17 protein-coding genes and 3 pseudogenes are annotated in these 22,747 nt (G+C 70.2%); 12 read left to right on the top strand and 8 right to left on the bottom strand.

What is annotated here, in order from left to right:
• The 3 genes from AB0I52_RS31360 to AB0I52_RS31350 form a co-directional block, all read right to left on the bottom strand.
• Positions 1-1,371 (bottom strand): heavy metal translocating P-type ATPase (locus AB0I52_RS31360; protein ID WP_363078346.1); only part of this gene is annotated, 1,371 nt, incomplete at its 3' end.
• Between the two features lie 107 nt (positions 1,372-1,478).
• Positions 1,479-1,790: a heavy-metal-associated domain-containing protein gene (locus AB0I52_RS31355; protein WP_363078344.1), complete on the bottom strand. Its 312-nt coding sequence runs from the start codon at positions 1,788-1,790 to the stop codon at positions 1,479-1,481.
• 132 nt (positions 1,791-1,922) lie between these two features.
• A complete protein-coding gene (locus AB0I52_RS31350; RefSeq protein ID WP_363078342.1) occupies positions 1,923-2,630 on the bottom strand; it encodes a TetR/AcrR family transcriptional regulator in 708 nt (235 codons plus the stop codon).
• A gap of 327 nt (positions 2,631-2,957) precedes the next feature.
• Between AB0I52_RS31350 and AB0I52_RS31345 the strand changes: the two genes are divergently transcribed.
• Together AB0I52_RS31345 and AB0I52_RS31340 are read left to right on the top strand one after the other, a co-directional pair.
• Positions 2,958-5,186: an MMPL family transporter gene (locus AB0I52_RS31345; protein WP_363078340.1), complete on the top strand. Its 2,229-nt coding sequence runs from the start codon at positions 2,958-2,960 to the stop codon at positions 5,184-5,186.
• Between the two features lie 57 nt (positions 5,187-5,243).
• The gene (locus AB0I52_RS31340) at positions 5,244-6,290 is read left to right on the top strand and encodes a zinc-dependent alcohol dehydrogenase family protein (RefSeq protein ID WP_363078338.1); all 1,047 of its coding nucleotides are present in this window, start codon (positions 5,244-5,246) and stop codon (positions 6,288-6,290) included.
• A gap of 23 nt (positions 6,291-6,313) precedes the next feature.
• On the opposite strand, the gene AB0I52_RS31335 is transcribed toward AB0I52_RS31340, so the two are convergent.
• Entirely contained in the window at positions 6,314-6,511 is a 198-nt protein-coding gene (locus AB0I52_RS31335; RefSeq protein WP_363078337.1) for a MarR family transcriptional regulator, read from the bottom strand.
• 312 nt (positions 6,512-6,823) lie between these two features.
• On the opposite strand from AB0I52_RS31335, the gene AB0I52_RS31330 reads away from it, so the two are divergent.
• Together AB0I52_RS31330 and AB0I52_RS31325 are read left to right on the top strand one after the other, a co-directional pair.
• Positions 6,824-7,168, top strand: coding sequence for a hypothetical protein (locus AB0I52_RS31330; protein WP_363078335.1), 345 nt, complete (start codon positions 6,824-6,826; stop codon positions 7,166-7,168).
• Positions 7,169-7,464: 296 nt separating this feature from the next.
• The gene (locus AB0I52_RS31325; protein ID WP_363078350.1) at positions 7,465-8,268 is read left to right on the top strand and encodes a DUF3626 domain-containing protein; all 804 of its coding nucleotides are present in this window, start codon (positions 7,465-7,467) and stop codon (positions 8,266-8,268) included.
• Between the two features lie 33 nt (positions 8,269-8,301).
• On the opposite strand, the gene AB0I52_RS31320 is transcribed toward AB0I52_RS31325, so the two are convergent.
• Positions 8,302-9,240, bottom strand: coding sequence for a sugar phosphate isomerase/epimerase (locus AB0I52_RS31320; protein ID WP_363078333.1), 939 nt, complete (start codon positions 9,238-9,240; stop codon positions 8,302-8,304).
• Positions 9,241-9,387: 147 nt separating this feature from the next.
• On the opposite strand from AB0I52_RS31320, the gene iolC reads away from it, so the two are divergent.
• From iolC to mmsA, 5 genes are read left to right on the top strand one after another with little or no spacing between them, the layout of a single operon-like run.
• Positions 9,388-10,524 carry a 5-dehydro-2-deoxygluconokinase gene (iolC, locus tag AB0I52_RS31315; protein WP_363078331.1) on the top strand — a complete coding sequence of 379 codons (1,137 nt, stop codon included), beginning with the start codon at positions 9,388-9,390 and terminating at the stop codon, positions 10,522-10,524.
• A complete protein-coding gene (locus AB0I52_RS31310; protein ID WP_363078329.1) occupies positions 10,521-11,441 on the top strand; it encodes a deoxyribose-phosphate aldolase in 921 nt (306 codons plus the stop codon). The genes iolC and AB0I52_RS31310 overlap by 4 nt, the downstream gene beginning before the upstream one ends.
• Before the next feature lie 5 nt (positions 11,442-11,446).
• Positions 11,447-12,328 (top strand): 5-deoxy-glucuronate isomerase, encoded by an 882-nt coding sequence (gene iolB, locus AB0I52_RS31305; RefSeq protein WP_363078327.1) that lies wholly within the window; start codon positions 11,447-11,449, stop codon positions 12,326-12,328.
• On the top strand, positions 12,325-14,208 hold the full coding sequence (gene iolD, locus AB0I52_RS31300) for a 3D-(3,5/4)-trihydroxycyclohexane-1,2-dione acylhydrolase (decyclizing) (protein WP_363078325.1): 1,884 nt from the start codon (positions 12,325-12,327) through the stop codon (positions 14,206-14,208). Before iolB ends, iolD begins: the two co-directional genes overlap by 4 nt.
• Positions 14,209-14,220: 12 nt before the next feature.
• Positions 14,221-15,720, top strand: coding sequence for a CoA-acylating methylmalonate-semialdehyde dehydrogenase (mmsA, locus tag AB0I52_RS31295; RefSeq protein ID WP_363078323.1), 1,500 nt, complete (start codon positions 14,221-14,223; stop codon positions 15,718-15,720).
• 112 nt (positions 15,721-15,832) lie between these two features.
• Here the strand turns inward: mmsA and AB0I52_RS31290 are convergent, their stop codons facing one another.
• Positions 15,833-17,221 (bottom strand): sporulation protein, encoded by a 1,389-nt coding sequence (locus AB0I52_RS31290; protein WP_363078321.1) that lies wholly within the window; start codon positions 17,219-17,221, stop codon positions 15,833-15,835.
• A gap of 707 nt (positions 17,222-17,928) precedes the next feature.
• On the opposite strand from AB0I52_RS31290, the pseudogene AB0I52_RS31285 reads away from it, so the two are divergent.
• Positions 17,929-18,399, top strand: a pseudogene (locus AB0I52_RS31285) (DUF4291 domain-containing protein); the annotation flags it as partial.
• A 933-nt stretch (positions 18,400-19,332) separates the two neighbouring features.
• On the opposite strand, the pseudogene AB0I52_RS31280 reads toward AB0I52_RS31285, so the two are convergent.
• Positions 19,333-19,529 (bottom strand): annotated as a pseudogene (locus AB0I52_RS31280) (IS5/IS1182 family transposase); the annotation flags it as partial.
• Between the two features lie 332 nt (positions 19,530-19,861).
• A complete protein-coding gene (locus tag AB0I52_RS31275) occupies positions 19,862-21,769 on the bottom strand; it encodes a serine/threonine-protein kinase (protein ID WP_363078348.1) in 1,908 nt (635 codons plus the stop codon).
• Positions 21,770-21,944: 175 nt separating this feature from the next.
• Between AB0I52_RS31275 and AB0I52_RS31270 the strand changes: the two are divergent.
• Both AB0I52_RS31270 and AB0I52_RS31265 read left to right on the top strand, forming a co-directional pair.
• Positions 21,945-22,333, top strand: a pseudogene (locus AB0I52_RS31270) (DUF4291 family protein).
• Between the two features lie 59 nt (positions 22,334-22,392).
• Complete coding sequence (locus tag AB0I52_RS31265; protein ID WP_363078319.1) at positions 22,393-22,656, top strand: hypothetical protein; 264 nt, start codon at positions 22,393-22,395, stop codon at positions 22,654-22,656.
• Positions 22,657-22,747: the final 91 nt, after the last annotated feature.

Below are 22,747 nucleotides of genomic sequence, written 5' to 3'. Positions count from 1 at the left end.
GGTGCCGACCATGAGGGCGGTGGGTGTGGCGAGGCCGAGGGCGCAGGGGCAGGCGATGATCAGTACGGCGACGGCGGCGGTGAACGCGGCCGTCACGTCGTCCGTGATCAGCAGCCAGGCGACCAGGGTGACCAGGGCGATCAGCAGGACCACGGGGACGAAGACCGCGGAGATCCGGTCGGCCAGGCGCTGCACCTCGGCCTTGCCGTTCTGGGCGTCCTCGACGAGCCGGGCCATCCGGGCCAGCTGGGTGTCGGCGCCGACGCGGGTGGCCTCGACGACGAGCCTGCCGGAGACGTTCACGGTGGCGCCGGTGACGGAGTCGCCGGCACCCACGTCGACCGGGACCGACTCTCCGGTGAGCATGGACGCGTCCACCGCCGACGCGCCCTCGATGACGGTGCCGTCGGTGGCGATCTTCTCGCCGGGGCGGACCACGAAGCGGTCCCCGACGGCGAGCCGGGCGACAGGGATACGCACTTCGGTGCCGTTCCGCAGGACCGCGACGTCCCTGGCGCCCAGATGCATCAGTGCCCGCAGGGCGGAACCCGCCTTCCGCTTGGACCTCGCCTCCAGGTAGCGGCCCAGCAGGATGAACGTGACGACTCCGGCGGCGACCTCCAGATAGATCGTGGACGAGGCGTCCGTGCGGGAGACCGTGAAGTCGAAGCCGTGCCGCATGCCGGGCATCCCGGCGTTGCCGAGGAACAGCGCCCAGAGCGACCAGCCGAAGGCGGCGAGGGTGCCGACCGAGACGAGCGTGTCCATGGTGGCCGCGCCGTGCCGGAGGTTGGTCCAGGTCGCCCGGTGGAAGGGCAGTCCGCCCCAGATGACGACGGGGGCGGCCAGGGTGAGGGAGAGCCACTGCCAGGTGTCGAACTGGAGGGCCGGGATCATCGCGAGCAGGACGACGGGGACGGCGAGGACGGCCGACACGATGAGCCGCTGACGCAGCGAGGCGAGGGCGGCGGCGGGGCCGTCGGGGCTCGTGGGGCTGGCGGGGACGTCCGCGGAGTCCGGAGAGTCTGGAGAGTCCGTGACCGACACCGGTGCGGGCGGCGTGGGCGTCGGTGGCGGGGCCGGTGCGGTCCGTGCGGACGTCGGCGGCGGTGTCGGTGCGGGGCGGTGTACCGGCTCCGCTGTGTAGCCCGTCTTCCGGACGGTCGCGATCAGATCCGCGACACCGGTCTCCGGGCCGAAGACGACCCGCGCCTTCTCGGTGGCGTAGTTGACGGTGGCGGTGACCCCGTCCATCCGGTTCAGCTTCTTCTCGACGCGGGCCGCGCAGGAGGCGCAGGTCATTCCGCCGATCGTGAGCTCGGCCTCCGAGCTCTCCGCTGCCGGGGTTTCGGTCTCTGTCGCGCTGTGCATGTCCGAACTCCTGAAACGCCGACCGGGCCGTACCCCACCAGTATCTGCTGGTCGGTCCGGCCCGGCGGCGAAGGGGGTGATGCGGGTGGGAGTGGATCCCGGGGTGCTCAGGCCTGGCCGGCGAGCTCGTAGCCGGCCTCGTCGACGGCGGCGCGTACCGCCTCCTCGTCCAGCGGCGCCTGGGAGGTCACCGTCACCTGGCCGGTGGACGCGACAGCCTTCACGGAGGTGACCCCTTCGATCTCGGAGATCTCGGCGGAAACGGCGCCCTCGCAGTGGCCGCAGGTCATGCCGGTCACCTGGTAGACCGTGGTCACGCCGTCCTGCGTCGTCGCGTCGGCGCTCGCGCCGTCGTGGCAGGAGCCGCTGGGCGAGCAGCAGGAGCCGGTCGCCTGGGGGAGCTGGGTCTCGGCGGTCATCGTTTTCTCCTCTTCGACGGGCACATGTGGGTGTGGAGGCAGGGGCCCAGGAGGCTTCCGGAAAGGCCGGTGCGCCTCCACACTCATCAGACTATACCCCTAGGGGGTATAAATGCGAGCGGTCCGAGGTCGCTAACGGCCATTCGGGGGAGTGGGGGGTGCGGTGGAGGGTGCGTCGAGGGGGGTCGTGAGGGGGGTGGCATCGCAGACCATCGGTTCGATGTAGCGGAAGAGGACCGTCTTCAGCTCCTTGGTGTACGCCTCTCGCTCCGCGCCCTCGTGCGCCATGATCACGTCCAGCCCCGCCTTGAAGAGGATGAAGATCATCGTGGCGACGCGGGTGATCTCGGCGGGAGGGGTGTCCGGGAGGTAGCCGGTGAGGATCGTCTCGACCCGGCTGAGCATCGTGGTGTGGACGGCGTCGTGGTCCTGCGTGATCGTGCCGGGGATTTCGGAGCCGTGCATCAGGACCGTGAAGGCCGGGTTCTCGCAGTTGAACTCGATGAGCGGATCGAGGATGGCGTCGAGCATCCGGTCCAGCGGGAGTTCGAGGTGGTTCGGGAGGAACGCGGCCCCGTATGTCTCGCGCCAGCGGTTCAGCAGCTGGTCGCCCAGCTCGACCGCGATGGCTTCCTTGTTGGGGAAGAACTGGTAGAGCGTGCCCGGTGAGACCCCGGCTTCCCGGGCGATGGCGTTGGTGCTCGCGGCGGTGTAGCCGTTCGTGCAGAAGACGCGGGATGCGGCCTTCAGGAGCTGGGCGATGCGCGCCTCGCCACGGGCCTGGCGGCGGCGCGGGCGGGTGGGGGTGGTGCCGGCCGCCGCGCCTGTGGTGGCCGGCACCGAGTCTCCCGCTCTTTTCGCGTCCTTCGCGGCTCCCGCTGCCGCTTCGGCCCCTGCGCCTTCTGTGGCTCCCGTGACCTCTGTGTCTCTTGCGGCTCCTGTGGCCCCTGCGCCTCCGGTGCCCTCGGTTCTGGCCTCCGACACGGTGTATCCCCAGCTTTCGTGCGCGGTTGACAAACGCGAGTGGCCGCTCGCATTCTTGTGGAACGCGAGCGATGACTCGTGTTTGCCAGTCTAAGTGGCAACGACTGATCCATGCTGCCCTGTGCGGCCGCCTCGCGCTGCCGCCCGGGTGCCTGGATCCGGGGGAAAAGGGGACGCCGCACCATGCCTCAAGTCAACAGCCCGGAGCGCATCGGGGGCTGGACCCGCTTCGTCACCGCGCGGCCACGGCTCGCGCTGCTGGCGGCCCTGGTCATCACGGCGCTCGCGGTCTTCGCGGGCAGCGGGGTCGCCGACCGGATGGGCAGCGGTGGCTGGGAGTCCCCGAATGCCGAATCGACCTATACGACCAAGGCGCTGGAGCGCGAGTTCCCGGCGTCCCAGCCGAACCTGCTGCTGCTCCTCGACAGTGGCGGTGTCTCCGTCGACGATCCCGCCGTGGCCGCCGAGGCGGCGCGCCTCACCGAGCGGCTGGCCGGCGAGAAGGATGTCACGGGTGTCGGCTCGTACTGGCAGAGCAAGGCACCCGCGCTGCGCGCCGAGGACGGACGGGAGGCGCTGATCGCGGCCCGGATAGAGGGCGACGACAAGGCGGTGGGGGAGGTCCTGGACCGGATAGCCCCCACATACCGCGGTGCGCACGGGCCGGTCGACGTCTCGGTCGGTGGCTCCGTGGCGGTGAAGCACGAGATGCAGACGATCATCCAGGACGACCTGCTGCGGGCCGAGATGATCGCCCTGCCGGTGACGCTCGTGCTGCTCGTCATGGTCTTCGGCAGCGCGATCGCGGCTCTGCTGCCGCTGGGTGTCGGCATCGTCGCGATCCTGGGCACCAACGCCGTGCTGCGCGGCATCACCGAATTCACCGATGTCTCGGTCTTCGCCCAGAACCTCACCACCGCGCTCGGCCTCGGGCTCGCCATCGACTACGCCCTGTTCATCGTGCGCCGGTTCCGCGAGGAGCTGGCGGCCGGGGCGGAGGTCCGCGCGGCGGTGGGCACGACCCTGCGCACCGCGGGGCGGACGGTGCTGTTCTCCGCGCTGACCGTCGCGGTCTCGCTCGCCGCGATGCTCGTCTTCCCGCAGTACTTCCTGCGCTCGTTCGCCTATGCGGGGATCGCCGTGGTGCTGCTCGCCGCCGCTGCCGCGCTCATTCTCCTCCCGGCCGCGCTGATGCTGCTCGGCCCGAGGGTCAACTCCCTCGATCTGCGCAAACTGCTGCGCCGGGGGCGTGCGGAGCCGTCCGCCGCGAACGGGTCGGGCAAGGGCTGGGGCCGGTTCGCCGCGCTGGTGATGCGCAGGGCGCCGCTCTTCGCCGTCGTCACGAGCGCGGGGCTCGTGCTGCTCGGGCTGCCGTTCCTGGGGGTGAAGTTCGGTACCGCGGACGACCGCCAGCTCCCGGCCTCCGCCGAGTCGCGCGTGGTCCAGCAGCACATCAGGGACGGCTTCCCCGGCAGCCCCGGCGGAGCCCTCGAGGTCCTCGCGGAAGGGGCCGCGACACCGGGCCAGTACGCCGAGTACCGCAGCCGGATCGCGGCGCTCCCCGGCGCCCTGCGGGTCGACGGCCCGGTCGTCGAGGGAAGTTCGGCCTACTTCAGCGTGCTGCCGAAGGAGGAGTCGGTGGGGGAGGAGTCCCAGGCACTCGTGAAGGACCTCCGGGCCGAGCCCGCTCCCTTCGACACCTCGGTGACCGGTACCGCGGCCGTGCTGGTCGATTCGAAGACCGCCATCGCGGACCGGCTGCCCTGGGCGCTGGGCATCATTGCCGTGGTGACGCTGCTCCTGGTCTTCCTGCTCACCGGCAGCGTGCTGATCCCCCTCCAAGCGGTCGTGCTCAATGCCCTGAGCCTCACGGCGATGTTCGGAGCGGTCGTCTGGGTCTTCCAGGACGGACATCTCTCCGGGCCGCTCTCCTTCACCAGCACGGGGGACATCGAGACGACGCTCCCGGTGCTGATGTTCTGCGTCGCGTTCGGGCTCTCCATGGACTACGGGGTGTTCCTGCTCTCCCGGATCAAGGAGGAGTACGACCGGACGGGCGATCACGAGAGGTCGGTCACCTTCGGGCTGCGGCACACGGGCGGTCTGATCACCGCCGCGGCCGTGATCCTGGCCGTGGTCATGGTCGCGATCGGCACGTCTCGGGTGACCAACACCAAGATGCTGGGCCTGGGCATCGCGCTGGCCGTGCTGATGGACGCCATGGTCGTGCGCAGCCTGCTGGTCCCGAGCGTGATGAAGCTGATGGGCCGGGCGACATGGTGGGCCCCGGCACCGCTGCGGGCGTTCCACCGGAGATTCGGCCTGAGCGAGGGTGAGCCCGCACAGCCGGCGGCCGAGGAGATACCGGAGCCCGCCCACGAGAGGGACAGGGTGACGGCGGGCAGAGCGTAGGGCAGAGCGTAGATTCGGCCGTCCGGAAAACGGGGGCGCGGACGAGGGGCGGGACGTATGAGGGCAGTGGTGTTCGAGGAGTTCGGAAAGGAAGCCCGGGTCCAGGACGTGGCGGATCCCAGCCCCTCCCGGCAGGGCGTGGTGGTCCGGGTGGAGGCCACCGGGCTGTGCCGCAGCGACTGGCACGGCTGGATGGGCCACGACCCCGACATCACCCTGCCGCACGTACCCGGCCATGAACTGGCCGGTGTGGTCGAAGCGGTGGGCCGGGACGTGGTCAATCGGCGACCGGGTGACCGGGTCACCGTGCCCTTCGTCTGTGCCTGTGGCCGCTGCTCCGCCTGCGCGGCCGGGGCCCAGCAGGTCTGCGAGCGGCAGACCCAGCCGGGATTCACCCACTGGGGTTCGTTCGCCGAGTACGTCGCGCTGGAACAGGCCGACGTCAATCTGGTCCCCGTCCCCGACGGGATGTCGTTCGGCACGGCCGCCGGTCTGGGATGCCGGTTCGCCACGGCGTTCCGGGCCGTGGTGGCCCGCGGCCGGGTGACGCCGGGCGAATGGGTCGCCGTGCACGGCTGCGGCGGGGTCGGGCTCTCGGCCGTGATGATCGCGGTGGCCTGCGGCGCCAGGGTCGTCGCGGTCGACGTCTCGCCCGACGCCCTGCGGCTGGCCCGGACGTTCGGAGCGGTGGAGTGCGTGGACGCCTCGGCACACCCGGCGGGCGCCGGCGAGGCGGTGCGTGAGCTCACGGGCGGCGGGGCCCACCTGTCGCTCGACGCCCTGGGGTCGCCGGTCACCTGTGCCGCCTCGGTGCGGAGCCTGCGCCGCCAGGGGCGCCATGTGCAGGTCGGGCTGCTCCCGTCGGCGGCCGGTGACCCCGTCGTCCCCATGGCGAGGGTGATCGGCCTGGAGCTGGAGCTCCTCGGCAGCCACGGGATGGCCGCGCACGCCTACCCGCCGATGATGGACATGGTCAGGTCCGGCGGCCTCCGCCCCGACCTGCTGGTGACCTCCACCATCGGGCTGGACGCGGCCCCGGCGGCGCTCGCGGCGATGGGCGCGGCACCGGCCGCCGGCGTGACGGTCATCGAACCTCCGCGCTGAGCGCCCGGGACGCAGGCGGCGGGTCAGTCCCGGCGGCCCCGGTTGCCGGGGCGGGTGGCGACCCAGGCACGGATGGTGTCCGCGTACCAGTAGGGCTTGCCGCCCTCCACATGATCCGGTGACGGAAGGAGACCGTGTTTGCGGTAGGAGCGGACGGTGTCCGGCTGTACCCGGATATGCGCGGCAATGTCCTTGTAGGACCAGAGTCTTCTGTCCGTCATGAGTGACACCTCTCTGCACCGCAGCGGCAGCCCGGGGGCCGCCGGGCGAGCTGCGGAACGGACGCTGACGAATGCTCAGCCTGTGTCCGGTGAACGAGGGCAGTGAGAGACGGGGAGGGGCTGTCGAGCGCCTGTGACGGAAAACCTGCGTAATGGAGATATGTGTGACGAGGGAGTGATCTATGTGACGGAAAGAGCGCACTGGGGCAAACGGGGCCGCCTGCCCCTGGTGGGGAAGGCGTTCCGCCTTCCCCACCTCAGATGTGCCTCAACTCCGTTCATACCGGCGCCGACTCCGGGCACGATCGGTCCATGACTGGTTTCGGGAAGCAGAACATGGCCGTCCTCGTACTGCGCGAGGCGGACGACATCAGCACCGTGCTCCGGCGGGCTCTGGACACCGCGCCCGCCGAGGAACGCCCCGGCCTGGAAAGGGCCGTGGCTCTCACCGCCGAGGCCGGTGCGGTTCCGGACGCGGAACTGCGCGGCCGCTGGGCCCTGCGAAGGATGGCGTCGACCGGCTACGACGGGCCGCCCCACACCGTGGCCGCGGTCAAGGCACTGCGCACGGCCGAGCGGGGACTGAGCCTGCTCCAGGCGGTGAACCTGTCGAAGGAAGCGGAGGCCATCCGGGCAGCGGAGCCGGCTGCCCCGTAAACCGGAGGCGACGACGGGCCGCGCTGCACCAGACTGCCCCGGTGACCGCTGACCAGCCGCGCCCACCACTGCTCCCGCTCCCGTCGGACGCGCGGCTGCTCCCGCTCCCGTCGGACGCGCGGCTGCTTCCGCTCCCGTCGGACGCGCGGCTGCTTCCGCTCCCGTCGGACGCGCGGCTGCTTCCGCTCCCGTCGGACGCGCGGCTGCTTCCGCTCCGGCTCCCGTACCCGTCGGACTCGCCACTGCTTCCGCTCAGGCTCCCGCCGGACTCGGCGCAGGCGCGCGCTCTGAGACACGTGGCCGCCCGCTCCTCCGGGCAGCCGCTCGACCGCTCCGTACCGCTGACGCTCAACTTCCACCCGGACCGGATGGCGGGCGATCGTCCGATCCTGGTCGGGCTCGCCCAGGACGGGGCCTACCGTTCGCAGTTCGTCACCGGCACCGGAAACGGCGGGCTGACCGCCCATCCGGGCGGTGACCGGTGGCGCTGGGAGAGCCGGATCTTCGGTGGCGCGTACGACAGCGTGCCCGGCGAGCAGCGGCCGGTGTACGGGGCGTTGAACTTCCGGCGTCAGGAGACCGGGGCGGCGCCACGGTTCGGATCGGCGCACTTCAGGCTGATCCCGCAGGTGCTGGAGCGTGCCACCTTCTGCTACCCGGACAGTGCTGCCGAGCCGTCGGATTTCGGCGTGGCCGACCGGATGCGCCTGATCGAAGTGGCGGAGTCCGACAGCCAGGACGCGCTCGACGCGTACATCGAGGCGCAGGTGCACGGCCCGGTCCTGCTCGATTGCCATCTGGAGGCGCTGGTCCTCGATCCGAGTTTCCGCGGCACCGCCGTGGAGGAGGCCGCACGGAGGCTGCCCTGCCGCACGGAATGGCACGGCGGATTCCGCCTGACCGTGGCGGAGCTGCGCCGTCATGCGGACTACCGAGGACAGGAGTTCGTCGATCTCGGCGCGGAGATCTCCCGCGGCGGCCTGCTCGATCCCCGGATCATCGGGGACGCCGCCCGCACGGGCCGTTACGCGACGCAGTCGCTGAAGAAGGTCTGGCACTGCCTGGCCCGTTTCGGCGCCCCGCCCCGCCCTGCCCTGTAGCCGGGGCACGGTGCGGCGCGGGGCCGGTCGTCCTCAGCTGTCAGGCGTGCCACGGCGCTGACCAGTGCCACAGGAGCGCAGGAACTCCCTGGTCCGGCGGGCGATCGGGAACGGCTTGTCGGGCGGGCACGGGTACATGTCCTGCTCGACGATCGCGAACAGGTCGACGTCCAGCCGGCGGGCGGCGTCCAGGACGGGCGCGAGGGCGGGCACCCCGCCCGGCGGTTCGCACATCACCCCGCGTGCCACGGCGGGCCCGAACGGCACCTCGTTCGCGACCACTTCGGCCAGGACCTCCGGGTCGACCTGCTTGAGGTGCAGATAGCCGATCCGTTCACCGTAGGTCTCGATCAGTTTGACGCTGTCGCCGCCGCAGTAGGCGTAGTGCCCGGTGTCGAGGCAGAGCGAGACCAGGGCGGGGTCGGTGGCGTCGAGGAAGCGGCTGACGTTCTCCTCGCTGTCGATATGCGTGTCGGCGTGCGGGTGGACGACGATGCGCAGACCGTAGCGGTCCTGCACCTCGCGGCCCAGCCGCTCGGTCTGGGTGGTGAGGTCACTCCACTGCTCCGCCGTGAGGGTGCGGTCCTCCAGCACCTCGCCCGTCTTGTCGTCGCGCCAGAACGACGGGATGACCACGAGATGGTCCGCGCCCATCGCCCGGGTGAGGTCCGCGATCTCGGCGACATGCGCCCAGGTCCGTTCCCAGACGCCCGGACCGTGGTGCAATCCGGTGAAAGCGGTGCCTGCCGAAACGGTGAGCCCGCGGCTGCGGGTCTCGTCGGCGAGGCGGGCCGGGTCGGTCGGGAGGTAGCCGTACGGGCCGAGTTCGATCCACTCGTATCCGGCGGTGGAGACCTCGTCGAGGAAGCGGTGCCAGGGCACCTGCCGCGGATCGTCGGGGAACCATACCCCCCAGGAGTCGGGCGCGGAGCCGATGCGGATGCGGGCCGGAGCGGATGCGGAGGTGGTCATGCGGTCCAGCCTCACCGTCCGGGGAGATGAGTGTCAAGCATTAGTCCGTATGTCCGGACCAATGGTTGACAGTGTTCGGGGGAGAAGTTAGACCGGGGGCGACAGTTGCGTCCGCCAACTGCCGTACCGGTCGTCGAAGGGACACAGATGCCTGAGCCGTACGACGTGATCACCATGGGCCGGATCGGAGTGGATCTCTACCCCCTGCAGACGGGCCTGCCGCTCGCCAGGGTGGACGCCTTCGGGAAGTTCCTCGGCGGTTCGCCCACCAACGTCGCTGTCGCGGCGGCCCGTCTCGGCCGGCGCGCCGCGGTGGTGACCCGGACGGGGCAGGACGCGTTCGGGGAGTACCTCCACCAGCAGCTCAGGGAGTTCGGGGTGGACGACCGATGGGTGACGGCCGTCGAGGAGTACCCGACGCCGGTCACCTTCTGCGAGATCTTCCCGCCCGACGACTTCCCGCTCTACTTCTACCGGCAGCCCAAGGCCCCGGACCTGGAGATCCACGCGTCGGAACTCGATCTGGAGGCCGTCGGATCCGCCCGGGTCTTCTGGATGACCGGCACCGGACTCTGCGCCGAACCAAGTTGCTCCGCGACGCTCGCCGCGCTGCGGGCCAGGAACCGTTCGGGCATCACCGTCTTCGACCTCGACTGGCGCCCGATGTTCTGGGACGCGCCACCGGACACCCCACCGGACACCGCAACGAATGCCTCACCGGACACCTCACCGGACACCTCACCGGACACCGCAACCAATGCCCCACCGGATACCCCACCCGCCGCCCCATCCCACACCCCGCCCCACCCCCTCGCCTCCGCCCGCTACCGCGAGGCACTCGCCCACGCCACCGTCGCCGTGGGCAACCTCGACGAGTGCGCGATCGCGACCGGCGAGCGCGAACCGTACGCCGCGGCCCACGCGCTCCTCGCCGCAGGGGTCGAGCTGGCCGTCGTCAAACAGGGCCCCGGGGGCGTCCTCGCGGTCCACCGCGACGGCACGGTGGCCGATGTCCCGCCGCTTCCCGTGGAGGTGGTCAACGGCCTGGGCGCCGGTGACGCGTTCGGCGGCGCGCTCTGCCACGGCCTGCTCGCCGGCTGGGAGACCGACCGCATCATGCGGTACGCCAACGCCGCGGGCGCCATCGTCGCCTCCAGGCTCGCCTGCTCCTCAGCGATGCCGTTCCCGTACGAGGTGGAGGCGGCCCTCGCCGCGGGCTCCGTCACTGCCACGGCCCCACGCCCCGGCGCAACCACCCCCACCGAATCCGGGGCGGCCTCATGACGGCCCCGGCCTCTTCCGTCTCCGACCTCGTCCACCTGCGCATGCGCCATCCCGAAGCCGTCGCGGAGGCCGCCGCCCGGCGGCGCAGACGGCCGTTCGTCGGCAGCAGCGGGCGGCTGATGATCATCGCCGCCGACCATCCGGCCCGCGGCTCCCTCGCCGTCGGCGAGCGCGAACTCGCCATGGCCAACCGGTTCGAGCTGCTGGACCGGCTCTGTCTGGCGCTCTCCAGACCGGGCGTCGACGGGGTCCTCGCCACCGCCGACATCCTCGACGACCTGCTGCTCCTGGGCGCGCTGGAGGACAAGGTCGTCATCGGCTCGATGAACCGGGGCGGGCTGGCCGGTGCCGCCTTCGAGCTGGACGACCGGTTCACCGGCCACCGCCCCGAGGACCTCGCCCGGCTCGGCTTCGACGCGGGCAAGCTCCTGCTGCGGATCGACTACCACGACCTCGGCTCCCTCGACACGATGCACACCACCGCACGTGCGATCGACGCCATGGCCGCGCACCGGCTGCCGGTCTTCGTCGAACCGTTCCTCTGCCGCCGCACCGGCGGCAAGGTCCGCAACGACCTGAGCGCCGCGGCGGTGAGCACCTCCATCGCCATCGCCTCGGGACTCGCCGGCACCTCCGCGTACACCTGGCTCAAGGTCCCCGTCACCGAGAAGCCCGAGGACATGGCGCAGGTCATGGAGAGTTCCACGCTGCCCGCCGTGCTGCTGGGCGGCGAGGTGGGCGAGGACCAGGACGGCGCGTACGAGAGATGGCGCACCGCGCTGCGACTGCCGACCGTCCGGGGGCTGGTGGTGGGGCGGTCGCTGCTCTACCCGTCCGACGGGGACGTGGGCGCCGCGGTCGACACGGCCGTATCACTGCTCGAACCGGGCACGACGGGCGGGGAAACGGGTAGGTAAGGGGAATGACCATGCACGGAAACCCGAGGCACCACGTGACCGCCGGCAGTGCGGCGCGCGGTCCCTACGCCCTCGACATCGGTCCGGAACAGGCCGGCTGGGAACGGTCGAGCCTGCGTGTGGTGGAGCTCGAACCGGGAGGAGTTCACACACTTGTCACCGGGGAGAGCGAGTGGATCGTGCTGCCGTTGGCGGGTGCCTGTACGGTGCACACCTCAGATGAGATCTTTGAACTGCTGGGCCGGAAAAGCGTGTTCAGCGGGGTATCCGACTTCGCGTACGTACCGCGTGACGCCCATGCACAGATCGCCTCCGGCGCAGGCGGCCGCTTCGCCCTGGCAGGAGCGAAGTGCGAGCGACGACTCCCCGCTCGCTACGGCCCCGCGCCGGAGGTACCCGTCGAGCTGCGCGGCTCCGGCAACTGCTCCCGCCAGGTCCACAACTTCGCCGCCGCCGACACCTTCGACTGCGACCGGCTGATCGCCGTCGAGGTCCTCACCCCCGGGGGCAACTGGTCCTCCTACCCGCCGCACAAGCACGACGAGCACCGCCCCGGCGAGGAGTCCGTCCTGGAGGAGATCTACTACTTCGAGGTGGCGGACGACGGCCTTGGCTACCACCGGGTGTCCCCGTCCCGCCCCGGCGGTACGGACGTGCTGGCCGAGGTCCGCAGCGGCGACGCGGTCCTCATCCCGGACGGCTGGCACGGCCCGTCCATCGCCGCGCCCGGCCGCACGCTGTACTACCTGAACGTGATGGCGGGCCCGGGGCAGGAGCGGCAGTGGCTGATCAGCGACCACCCCGACCACAGCTGGATCCGCGACACCTGGCCGTCCCAGCCCATGGACCCCAGGCTCCCGTTCCATGGACCGGAGGATCACGCGTGAGTACGCGCCGTCTCACCACCGCACAGGCACTGGTGGACTTCCTCGCCGTGCAGTACACCGAACGCGATGGCATCCGCCGGCGGCTGATCGGCGCCACCTGGGGGATCTTCGGCCACGGCAATGTCGCGGGCGTCGGGCAGGCGCTCCTGGAGGCCGGGGCCGCCATGCCCTACCTCCAGGGCCGCAACGAGCAGGCCATGGTGCATGCGGCCGTCGGGTACGCCCGCCAGTCCGGCCGGCTCTCCGCGCACGCCGTCACCACCTCCATCGGTCCGGGCGCCACCAACCTCGTCACCGGTGCGGCCCTCGCCACCATCAACCACCTCCCGGTCCTGCTGCTGCCCGGCGACACCTTCGCGACCCGCCCCGCCGAGCCCGTGCTCCAACAGCTGGAGGTCCCCTCCCAGGGCGACATCTCGGTCAACGACTGCCTGCGCCCCGTCTCCCGCTACTTCGACCGGATCAACCGCCCCGAGGCGCTGATCCCGGCCGCGCTCCGGGCCGTGCGGGTCCTCACCGACCCGGCGGAGACCGGTGCGGTCACGCTGGCACTGCCGCAGGACGTCCAGGCCGAGGCGTACGACTGGCCGGCCGAGTTCTTCGCCGAACGCGTCTGGCACGTACGCAGACCGGCCCCCGACCCGGATGAACTCGACCGGGCGGTGCGGGCGGTGCGGGCCGCCCGCCGGCCGCTGGTCGTGGCAGGCGGCGGGGTCCGTCACAGCGCGGCCGAGGAGGCCCTGGCCACCTTCGCCGCCGCCACCGGGATCCCCGTCGCCACGACCCAGGCGGGCAAGGGCTCCCTGCGCCACGACCACCCCGCCGACGTCGGCGGCATCGGCCACACCGGCACCGCGACCGCCGACGCCCTGGCGCGCACCGCCGACCTGGTGATCGGGGCCGGCACCCGCTACACCGACTTCACCACCGCGTCGGCCACCCTCTTCGCGAACCCGGACGTCCGCTTCCTCAACCTCAGCATCACCGGCTTCGACGCCCACAAGCTCGGCGCACTCCCGCTCGTGGCCGACGCCCGCGCCGGGCTCGAAGCCCTCACCACCGCCCTGGCCGGAGGCGACGGCCACCGGGCCGACACCGCGTACGAGAGCGAGTACACCGGCGCCAAGGCCCGCTGGGAGCAGCGCGTCGACGCCGCGTACGCCACCCCCGACCCGGACGCCCGTCCCACCCAGGCCCAGGTACTCGGTCTCCTCGACGAACTGGTCACCGACGACGACATCCTCATCAACGCGGCCGGTTCGCTCCCCGGCGACCTGCACAAACTCTGGCGGACCCGGTCGCCGCGGCAGTACCACGTCGAATACGGCTACTCCTGCATGGGATACGAGATCCCCGCCGCGATCGGCGTCCAGCTGGCCGCCCCCGGCACCCCGGTCTGGGCGCTCGTCGGCGACGGCACGTACCTCATGAACCCCACCGAGATCGTCACCGCGGTCCAGGAGAACCTGCCCGTCAAACTGGTCGTCCTGCAGAACCACGGGTACGCGTCGATCGGCGGGCTCTCCGAGTCCGTCGGCGGCGAACGTTTCGGTACGGCCTACCGCCACCGGTCGGCGGACGGCGGCTTCACAGGCCCGCCGCTCCCCGTCGATCTCGCGGCGAACGCGGCCTCCCTCGGCATGCGGGTACTGCGTACGAGGACAGTGCGCGACCTGCGGGAAGCCCTGGCCGAGGCGCGGGCGGCGGACCGTCCCACTTGTGTCTACGTCGAGACCGAAACGGCAGACACAGTGTCGGGGCCCCCTCCGGCACAGGCGTGGTGGGATGTTCCCGTGGCCGAGACGGCCACTCGCCCGTCGGCGGCAAGAGCCCGGGAAGAGTACGAACGTCACGTCACCGACCGACGCAGCCACCTCTGAAGGAGTCACAGCATGAAGACCGTCAACCACTGGATCGGTGGCAAGACCGTCGAGGGCGCGTCGGGCAACTACGGCCCGGTCACCGACCCGGCCACCGGCGCCGTCACCACCCAGGTCGCGCTTGCCTCCCCGGACGAGGTCGACGCCGCGGTGGCCGCGGCGAAGGGCGCGTACGCGACGTGGGGCACGTCGTCGCTGTCCGCCCGCACGGCGATCCTGTTCCGCTACCGTGCGCTGCTGGACGCCCACCGGGACGAGATCGCCGCGCTGATCACCGCCGAGCACGGCAAGGTGCACTCCGACGCGCTGGGTGAGGTGGCCCGCGGTCTGGAGATCGTCGAGCTGGCCTGCGGCATCACCACCCAGCTCAAGGGCGAGCTGTCGACCCAGGTGTCCACCCGCGTCGACGTCTCCTCGATCCGTCAGTCGATCGGTGTCGTCGCCGGCATCACGCCGTTCAACTTCCCCGCCATGGTGCCGATGTGGATGTTCCCGCTCGCCATCGCCTGCGGCAACACGTTCGTGCTCAAGCCCAGCGAGAAGGACCCGTCGGCCGCCAACCTGCTCGCCGAACTGGCCTCCGAGGCCGGTCTGCCGGACGGCGTCCTGAACGTCCTGCACGGTGACAAGGTCGCCGTCGACGGGCTGCTGAACCACCCGGACGTCTCCGTCGTCTCGTTCGTCGGGTCGACCCCGATCGCCCGCTACATCCACGCCACGGCCTCCGCCAACGGCAAGCGCGTCCAGGCGCTCGGCGGTGCGAAGAACCACATGCTGGTGCTGCCGGACGCGGACCTCGACGCCGCAGCCGACGCCGTCGTCTCGGCCGCGTACGGCTCCGCCGGCGAGCGCTGCATGGCGATCTCCGCGGTCGTCGCCGTCGGTGCGATCGCCGACGACCTCGTCGCCCGGATCAAGGACCGCGCCGAGAAGATCAAGATCGGCCCCGGCAACGACCCGGCGTCCGAGATGGGCCCGCTGATCACGGCCGTCCACCGCGACAAGGTCGCCTCCTACGTCACCGGCGCCGCGGCCCAGGGCGCCGACGTCGTCCTCGACGGCACCGGCCACACGGTCGAGGGCTACGAGGACGGCCACTGGATCGGCCTCTCCCTCCTCGACAACGTCTCGACCGACTCGGACGCGTACCAGGACGAGATCTTCGGCCCGGTCCTGTGCGTGCTGCGCGTCGACACGTACGAGGAGGGCGTCGCGCTGATGAACGCCTCGCCGTACGGCAACGGCACCGCGATCTTCACCCGCGACGGCGGCGCCGCCCGCCGCTTCCAGCTGGAGATCGAGGCCGGCATGGTCGGCATCAACGTCCCGATCCCGGTGCCGGTGGGCTACCACTCCTTCGGCGGCTGGAAGGACTCGCTCTTCGGCGACCACCACATCTACGGCAACGACGGAGTGCACTTCTACACCCGCGGCAAGGTCACCACCACCCGCTGGCCGGACCCGGCCGACGCCCCGGCCGGCGTGGACCTGGGCTTCCCCAGCAACCACTGACCCGGTGGCTCCACTGACCCGGTAGCTCCACAGACCGTCAGATCCGTCAGGACCGTCAGGACCGGCCGGGACCGTACTCCGGTCCCGGCCGGTCCCGTACTCCGATCCCGGTTCAGGCGACCGTCAGCGAGCGCGTCGCCTTTCTGACGTCCGACAGGTAGGTGACGACCTGCGGGTCCCTGCGCCAGGGCTCCAGCGAGCGGCCGTACACGCGCAGGTACTCCATTCCGCGCAGGCTCCCCAGCCGGGTGAAGAGGTTCAGCGACTCGCGCCCCAGGTGCAGGCTCTGGGCGAGGTCGCCGTTCTGGGCGTGTGCCGATGCCAGGACCGACAGCCGGACGCTCCGCGAGCGGGCGAACGCGTCCGACGGCATGGGGCCGATGGCGTTCCAGGCGAAGGTGGCCCGGTGGTTGCCGAGGTCGCGGAAGGCCTCGGTCGCGTCGGTGATGATCCGCTGCTGGTCGAAGAACCCGATCCAGGCGGGTCCCTCGCTGTCCGCGCCGCGTGCCGCCAGCCGCTCCGACTGCGTGATGCAGGCGCTCGTCGCCCGTTCGTCGCCCGCGCGGGCGTGCGACCGGGCCTCGATCAGTTTGGCGAAACCCGCCACCCGCGGATCGAGGGTGTTCCCGCGCTGGTACGCGCCCTGGGCCATGTCGATGGCCTCCGAGGTGAATCCGCGCATCAGCGACTGCATCGCCATGGTGGTGAGGATGTACGCGCCCAGATCGGCGTCGCCCCCGGCCCGTGCCAGCCGTAGCGCCTGGATGAAGTGACGCTGGGCGATGCTGTGCTGTCCCGCGTCGAAGGCCGTCCAGCCGGCCAGCCGCGCCATCTCCGCGGTGACCCGGAACAGATCACGTCCCACCGCCTCGGAGTAACTGCCGCGGAGCAGCGGTGCGACGCGCCCGTACAGGTACTCCGTGAGGGACGTCGACTTCCTGTTCGCCCCGCCGAAGCGGGAGTCCCACAGACGGGCGCTGTCAGCGGCCTCCCTGAGCTCCGCGATGTGCTCCCGGTCGACGGACGGCCCGGCGGTGGTGCGTGCCCGGGTGGAATCCGCCGGATCGATGAGCCAGCGGGTGAACGGGGTGGCGAAGGCGGAGATGGCGAACGTCTGGCTGGTGAGGAACTGACGGCGGTTCACAGCGCTCCAATAGGCTGATGCTTCGTTCACTGCGTCGTCCTGGTGACGGGCGAACTCCAGGCCCAGCCCGCTCGTGTCATGTTCCGCGCTCTGCATCCCGATCTCCGCGAAGGACACCGGCCTGCCCAGCAGCTCGGACAGGGCGATGCAGATGAGCCGCGGGGTCGGCGACTTCGGGACCATGCCGCGGCGGCACCAGTTCGCCACGGACGTGTGCGTGTACTGGGTGGACTGTCCTTCTCGGGAGGCGAGTTCGTTCACCCGGTGGGCAAGTCGCTTATGGCTCGCGCCCGATTGGGCGACGATCTCCTCAAGGCTTGGATTTCCCTGGCGTTCGTTTCTCCGGGTTTCCGTCATTCCGCCTCCTTTCTTTCGCAGCGTACCGACGCCATGGGCTCCACAGGCAGGGCCGGCGAGTTGTGAGCCCCCTTGTGAGCCCTGCGCGCTTCCGTGCTCCCGCGCTGTCATGGGGACATCAAGCCCCGTACGGGCCGTCGAGACCGTGAACGCCGTGCAGGCCGAGGGATCCGAGCTGTCCGGACCGCAGGCCGAAGGGGCCGCGAAGTCGATGGAAATGCCCGGAACGCCCTTGAGGCGTCGGAGCATTCTGAGACGGAGGTCCGAAAATGTTCGACCTGATCGAGTTATCGGTGGTTCTCTCTCCGGCGGCGACGCTGGAAGTTCACCTTCCGATTGGATTCATTCTCTATCTGATCTTCTCGCGCTCCTCCCGAAAGTAGTTCCACCGGGTGGCAGCGGGCCGCGACAGCGGCGCCCACTGTTCCCGGACCCGAACAGAACTGCAGGGCCGCTCCCCCGGGGCGGCCCTGCAGTGGTTCGTGAGCGGTCAGGACTCGGTGCCGGCGGCCCTCACGGCTCCCGCTCTCGATACGTACAGACTGGCCGCCGGACCCGGGTGCGCGGCAGGGCCAGGTGTACTGACCTCCGTATGACGAATGTCAGTGTCCGCCGGTGACCCACGAAGCGGCCGCACGGAAACCCGCACGCAAGCCAGTACGGAAACCCGTTCGCCGACTGCGCACCGGCGGTGCTGTGATGAGGCCATGACCGCACCGACCCCGCCGCAGCACGAGATGCGCGCGCTGTACACCGACACGACCGTCACCGTCTACCAGGCGTACTCCCCGTCCCTCGGTCTCCCCGCCGCCCGCGACGGACGCTTCCCGCCCGCCTGGAAGCGCGACCGCATGACATGGATCAAGCCGAGCTTCCTGTGGATGATGTATCGCTGCGGCTGGGCGATGAAGGAGGGCCAGGAGACGGTTCTGGCGGTCGAGATCACCCGCGAGGGCTTCGACTGGGCACTCGCGAACGCCGAACTCTCGCACTACGAACGGGGCGTGCACCCGGACCTCGCCACCTGGCAACGCAACCTGCGCCAGGCCCCGGCCCGCGTCCAGTGGGACCCCGAACGCGACCTCCACCTGAACCGGCTCCCGTACCGCTCCCTCCAGCTGGGCCTCGCGGGGGAGGCGGCGCGGCGGTACGCGGACGAGTGGACGGTGGCGATCCGTGTCCCGGCTCAAGTAACCACAGAGCGGCTTCGGGATCGTTTGCCGGCCGGCGTGCTGCATTGCCAACTGTGCGGCTTCGTCACAGGTGTTAGGTGGGTGCCGCGTGGGCCTCGGCTCCAGCTGAAGGGTCAGTGGTCGTCGGTGATGCGGGTGGCGATGCCGTCGCTGATCTTCACCTCGGCGGAGACGCCCTTCTGCGCGGCAGCTTCCAGCTCCTGCTCGGTGCACTTGGTGGCGGACTGGTCGTTCTCGTCTCCGCAGATGTCACCCGCGCCCCAGATCTCCGTGGCATCGGACGTGAAGAATGCCTGCTCCTCACCCTTCGGGCCGGAGACCGTGTACTTGCCGGGCGCCAGGTACGACACATTCCCGAACCACGTGCCGCTCGCGCCCTTGCCCTGACTGGCCCCGTCGCCGGCGCTCTCGGGGGTGGACCCCGAGCCGGCCTTACCGGTATCGCTGGAGTCGCTCCCGGCGGCAGGCGCCCTCGTGCCGTTGGAGGCCGACGCGTCGTCGTTGCTGCCGGCACCCGACGAGCCCTCGGCCTCGGCAGCCGCATCCGTCGAAGAGGCGCTGGCCGTGGCAGAGGCCGAGGCGGCCGAGGAGGCGTTGTCGCCCGTGTCGCTTTGGCAGGCCGTCAGCAAAGCGGTACCAGCGACGAGGGCGGCGGCGAGCAGAACGGAACGAGTGCGCAGGGAAGCCATGTGTGGGGGGCCTTCGAAGAATCGGGTCAGTTGGTGTCTGTGAACTGCTTGTTCGTGCATCATGCGCCACGTCGTAGACCGAACACGGGATGTCCTTGATCCACTACGTTCCTGTGACCATTCACGGACACACCGAAGGATCGCCGTTCGGAAGGCGGACACCTTCGTCGCCGCCGACCTGTGGGACTTCGCCGCGTGCTGGGGGCTGGCTGACCACTTGGGCCGTTTCCTATGTGGTGAGTCGGACGAGTCGTCTGTAGCAGCAGAGGGCTGCGGCGAGACCGAGGAATGCCAGGTAGTTGCCGGGGTGGAGTTCGTAGCGTGGCTGAGGCGGCGGTAGCCGGTCGGCCAGGACACCGTCCACTCGATGACCCACCGTCGACGCCCCAACCGTTCGCTGGACTCGACCACCTTGCGGGCGATGCGGACGCCGCTGTGCTTGCCCATAGCCGTTTCGGCGCGCCCTCTGGCCCTCGCCCGGGGTCGTATCGGCGGATGAGTCGGTCCTCGGCGCGACGCTCCGGGCGCAGTCGTGCCCGCCGGCCAGAAGCAGGCAGGCGGGCACCCCCGAGTGTGACCACCGCCGTTGCTCGGCTGCGACTACGCGGGGGCGGCTACGCCGGCCCGGTCGCCCACTCCGAGTCCTTCAACACGGGGCGGCAGCCAAAGGGCTGCGGATCACGACGACCCGGGCCGGGGCTCCTCGCCGTCGTAGGCCGTCAGCGCAGCCTGGCGGCATCCTCTTACGACGCAGAACACTAGGGAGGCGTGGAGGTCAGGGACCCTGTGTCGGCGGAATCGAGTGAGCGGTACTCCATCCGCTGATCGTCCAGCAGTGTGAGCCTCAACGGGGACCTGCTCCTGGGGCAGTCCCGATTCAGACCTGCGGTCCGCGCGTCCAGCTGCGGTGGGGTGGTCAGGAGATCGTCCTTGACGGAGAACACCTTTGCTTCATAGCCGCACGATGGGTTGGGGCCCATTCCATCAATGATCGTGATGGTGTTCTGTTCGACAGACACGCCCGCGACCTGGATCAGCTCCAGGGTGCCGGGCTCTTGTGCGTCCGTGTCGGGGTACCACACGCTGGTGGCCTGGTACCTGTCGAGCGACGAGTTCTCCTGCCTGGTGAGCTGGATTTCGTACCCGTCGACGATCCATACGAGTCGGTCGTTCGGGGTCGGGCTGAACTTGAGTTCGCTCTCTGTCTGCTTCGAGCACTTGGCGGACTCGCTCTTGGGAGTGGCGCTCCCGGCGCTGCCCTTACTCAGCGTGAGAGTCCGTTCTCCGGAGCTCTCGTCGTAGTCCGCCCTCTCGACGACCCTGCCGGTGACGCACAAGCGCGTCTTGCCCAATATGGACACCTTGGCGGCCCGGGTGCCGGCGCCCTTGATCTCCAGATGGACGTGTTCCCCAGACGTCTCACCTTGCTTCGTGAGCTTCCCTTCCCACTTGCCTTGAAATTGTCGCGGCACGGCGGTGGTGCCGCCCTGGCCGGCGCCACTCTTGCTGTCGTCCCATAGCTTGAGTGCAAGGAGGCCCGCACCGACGGCGATGAGCGCCACCGCAGCGACGCCGACCACGGTGGTCCGGTTACGCCCGCGCCCAGCCACGGCCGGGGGCTGCGCGGGCATCATCGGTGGGGCAAGGGGAAGGGGCGGAGTGGTTTGACCCGATGCTGCGGTCCCCCGGATTGTGCCTGCGGCCGGGATGTCCTTCACTGTGGGCGTGGGCCGACGATTGATGGTCAAGGCGGGGTCGTAATCCAGCAACTCGGCTGCACGGCGTCCTAGTTGCTCCAGTACCTCACCTGGCAACCAGGGACCGGCTGTGAGCCCGGCGGTCCGGTCAGCCACTTCCTGGGGCGAGGGCCGAAGCGTCGGATCCTTCTGCAGGCACGCGCGAACGAGAGTAAGGAGACTCTCCGGCACACCGTCCAGATCCGGCTCGTCCTCCGCGACTCGGAACAACTGTGCGTGCAATCCACCGCTACCGCTACCGCTGGCACCGAACGGCTGGCGCGCCGTGGCTGCGTACACCAGCACGGACCCCAGGCAGAACACATCGCTCGCGGCCGTGAGTTCAAGGCCGCGCGCCTGCTCCGGAGACATGAAGCCAGGGGAGCCGATCACCATCCCCGTACGTGTCTGCGCCACGTCCCCCGCGACCGTGTCCAGTGCGTCCAGCGCCCGGGCGATGCCGAAATCGATGACGCGCGGCCCGTCCACGGTGACAAGTACATTGGACGGCTTGAGGTCCCGGTGGATCAGCCCGACCCCGTGCACGGCCGACAGAGCCAGTGCGAGGCGATTGGCCAGCACGCGCACGGAGAGCTCCGGCAACGCCCCGTAACTCTCGGCCACCACCTCGTGCAACGAAGGCCCCAGAATGTACTGCGTAGCCACCCACGGCACCGCAGCCTCGGTGTCCGCGTCAAGTACCGCAGCGGTCCACTCGCTGCCCACACGCCGTGCGGAGGCCACCTCGCGCGCGAACCTCCACCGGAATTCCGGCAGTTGGGCCAATTCTCTCTGGACGACCTTGAGCGCGACGGTCCGCCCGCCCCCGGAGCGTCCCAAATACACCCGGCCCATGCCGCCCTCACCCAGCCGGCCGAGCAGAGAATACTGCCCGATGGACCGCGGATCCTCCGGCGCGAGTGCCTGCATGTCTTTCATTCCCCCTGATTGACCTGCCTCGAGTGAGGTGAAGGTCAACTTACTTAACCGCCCCAACACGGTAAACCCACCAACTTGCTCGGATCCGGCAGAGCCACACGATCAGGCGACCACGAAACGGATATCAAGTCACGTACCGCCTTCTTAGGGCTGTGAACGCGGCTTGATGTGGATCAAGCTGAGCTTCCTGTGGATGATGTATCGCTGCGGCTGGGCGATGAAGGAGGGCCAGGAGACGGTTCTGGCGGTCGAGATCACCCGCGAGGGCTTCGACTGGGCCCTGTCGCACGCCGAACTCTCCCACTACGAACGCGACCTGCACCTCAACCGCCCCCGTACCGCTCCCTCCAACTCGGCTTCGCGGGTGAGGCGGCGCGGCGCTACTCGGACGAGTGGACGGTGTCGGTCCGCGACGTCACCCCGCTGGCCCGGGAGATCCATGAACTGGTCCGGGCGGGCCGGGACGACGCGGCCGCCCGGCTCCTGCCACAGGAGTCGCCGTACGTCGTACCCGTCGCACCGACCGTCCTCGCGCCGGCACGAGCGGGTTCCTGACCGGGCGGTGAAGCCTTCGAGGGGGCAAAGGGGTGGCTCCTCCATGCCGAGGTCATGGGATGGAGACCCTGCGAAATCGCCTTGACCGGCCGCTCCGGCCCCCTGGTAGGAACCGCGCGGACAACCACTACATCTGGACCGAGGTCTACGACGTCACGGCGGGGAAGAAGAAGGGCACGTGCCGGACGGGCAGCTTCAAGTCCTGTGCGTTCAGCATCCCTGAGGGCCACAAGGTCCGGATCAACGTGTACCGGATGAACTCGAAGGACGTCGAGTTCCTCGACGAAGTGCACACGAAGAGCGGCAAGCTACCCACGGCCTAGCCTCGAAGTTTCGTGACGGTCCGCCGATGGAGTCGGTGGACCGTTTTCGTGCCGTGGGCTGAGGTTGTGCAGGTTGAGGGCCCGAGTGTCG

The sequence above is a fragment of the Streptomyces sp. NPDC050423 genome, assembly GCF_040655445.1.
GTDB lineage: Bacteria > Actinomycetota > Actinomycetes > Streptomycetales > Streptomycetaceae > Streptomyces.
This window is presented reverse-complemented; position numbering and strand designations above follow the sequence as displayed.

Coding starts and splice junctions, on each gene's coding strand:
- AB0I52_RS31330 (WP_363078335.1), top strand. CDS start 6,824: ATGACTGGTTTCGGGAAGCAGAACATGGCCGTCCTCGTACTGCGCGAG.
- AB0I52_RS31355 (WP_363078344.1), bottom strand. CDS start 1,790: ATGACCGCCGAGACCCAGCTCCCCCAGGCGACCGGCTCCTGCTGCTCG.
- AB0I52_RS31335 (WP_363078337.1), bottom strand. CDS start 6,511: ATGACGGACAGAAGACTCTGGTCCTACAAGGACATTGCCGCGCATATC.
- AB0I52_RS31310 (WP_363078329.1), top strand. CDS start 10,521: ATGACGGCCCCGGCCTCTTCCGTCTCCGACCTCGTCCACCTGCGCATG.
- AB0I52_RS31290 (WP_363078321.1), bottom strand. CDS start 17,221: ATGACGGAAACCCGGAGAAACGAACGCCAGGGAAATCCAAGCCTTGAG.
- AB0I52_RS31265 (WP_363078319.1), top strand. CDS start 22,393: ATGGAGACCCTGCGAAATCGCCTTGACCGGCCGCTCCGGCCCCCTGGT.
- mmsA (WP_363078323.1), top strand. CDS start 14,221: ATGAAGACCGTCAACCACTGGATCGGTGGCAAGACCGTCGAGGGCGCG.
- iolB (WP_363078327.1), top strand. CDS start 11,447: ATGACCATGCACGGAAACCCGAGGCACCACGTGACCGCCGGCAGTGCG.
- AB0I52_RS31275 (WP_363078348.1), bottom strand. CDS start 21,769: ATGCAGGCACTCGCGCCGGAGGATCCGCGGTCCATCGGGCAGTATTCT.
- iolC (WP_363078331.1), top strand. CDS start 9,388: ATGCCTGAGCCGTACGACGTGATCACCATGGGCCGGATCGGAGTGGAT.
- AB0I52_RS31340 (WP_363078338.1), top strand. CDS start 5,244: ATGAGGGCAGTGGTGTTCGAGGAGTTCGGAAAGGAAGCCCGGGTCCAG.
- AB0I52_RS31345 (WP_363078340.1), top strand. CDS start 2,958: ATGCCTCAAGTCAACAGCCCGGAGCGCATCGGGGGCTGGACCCGCTTC.
- AB0I52_RS31320 (WP_363078333.1), bottom strand. CDS start 9,240: ATGACCACCTCCGCATCCGCTCCGGCCCGCATCCGCATCGGCTCCGCG.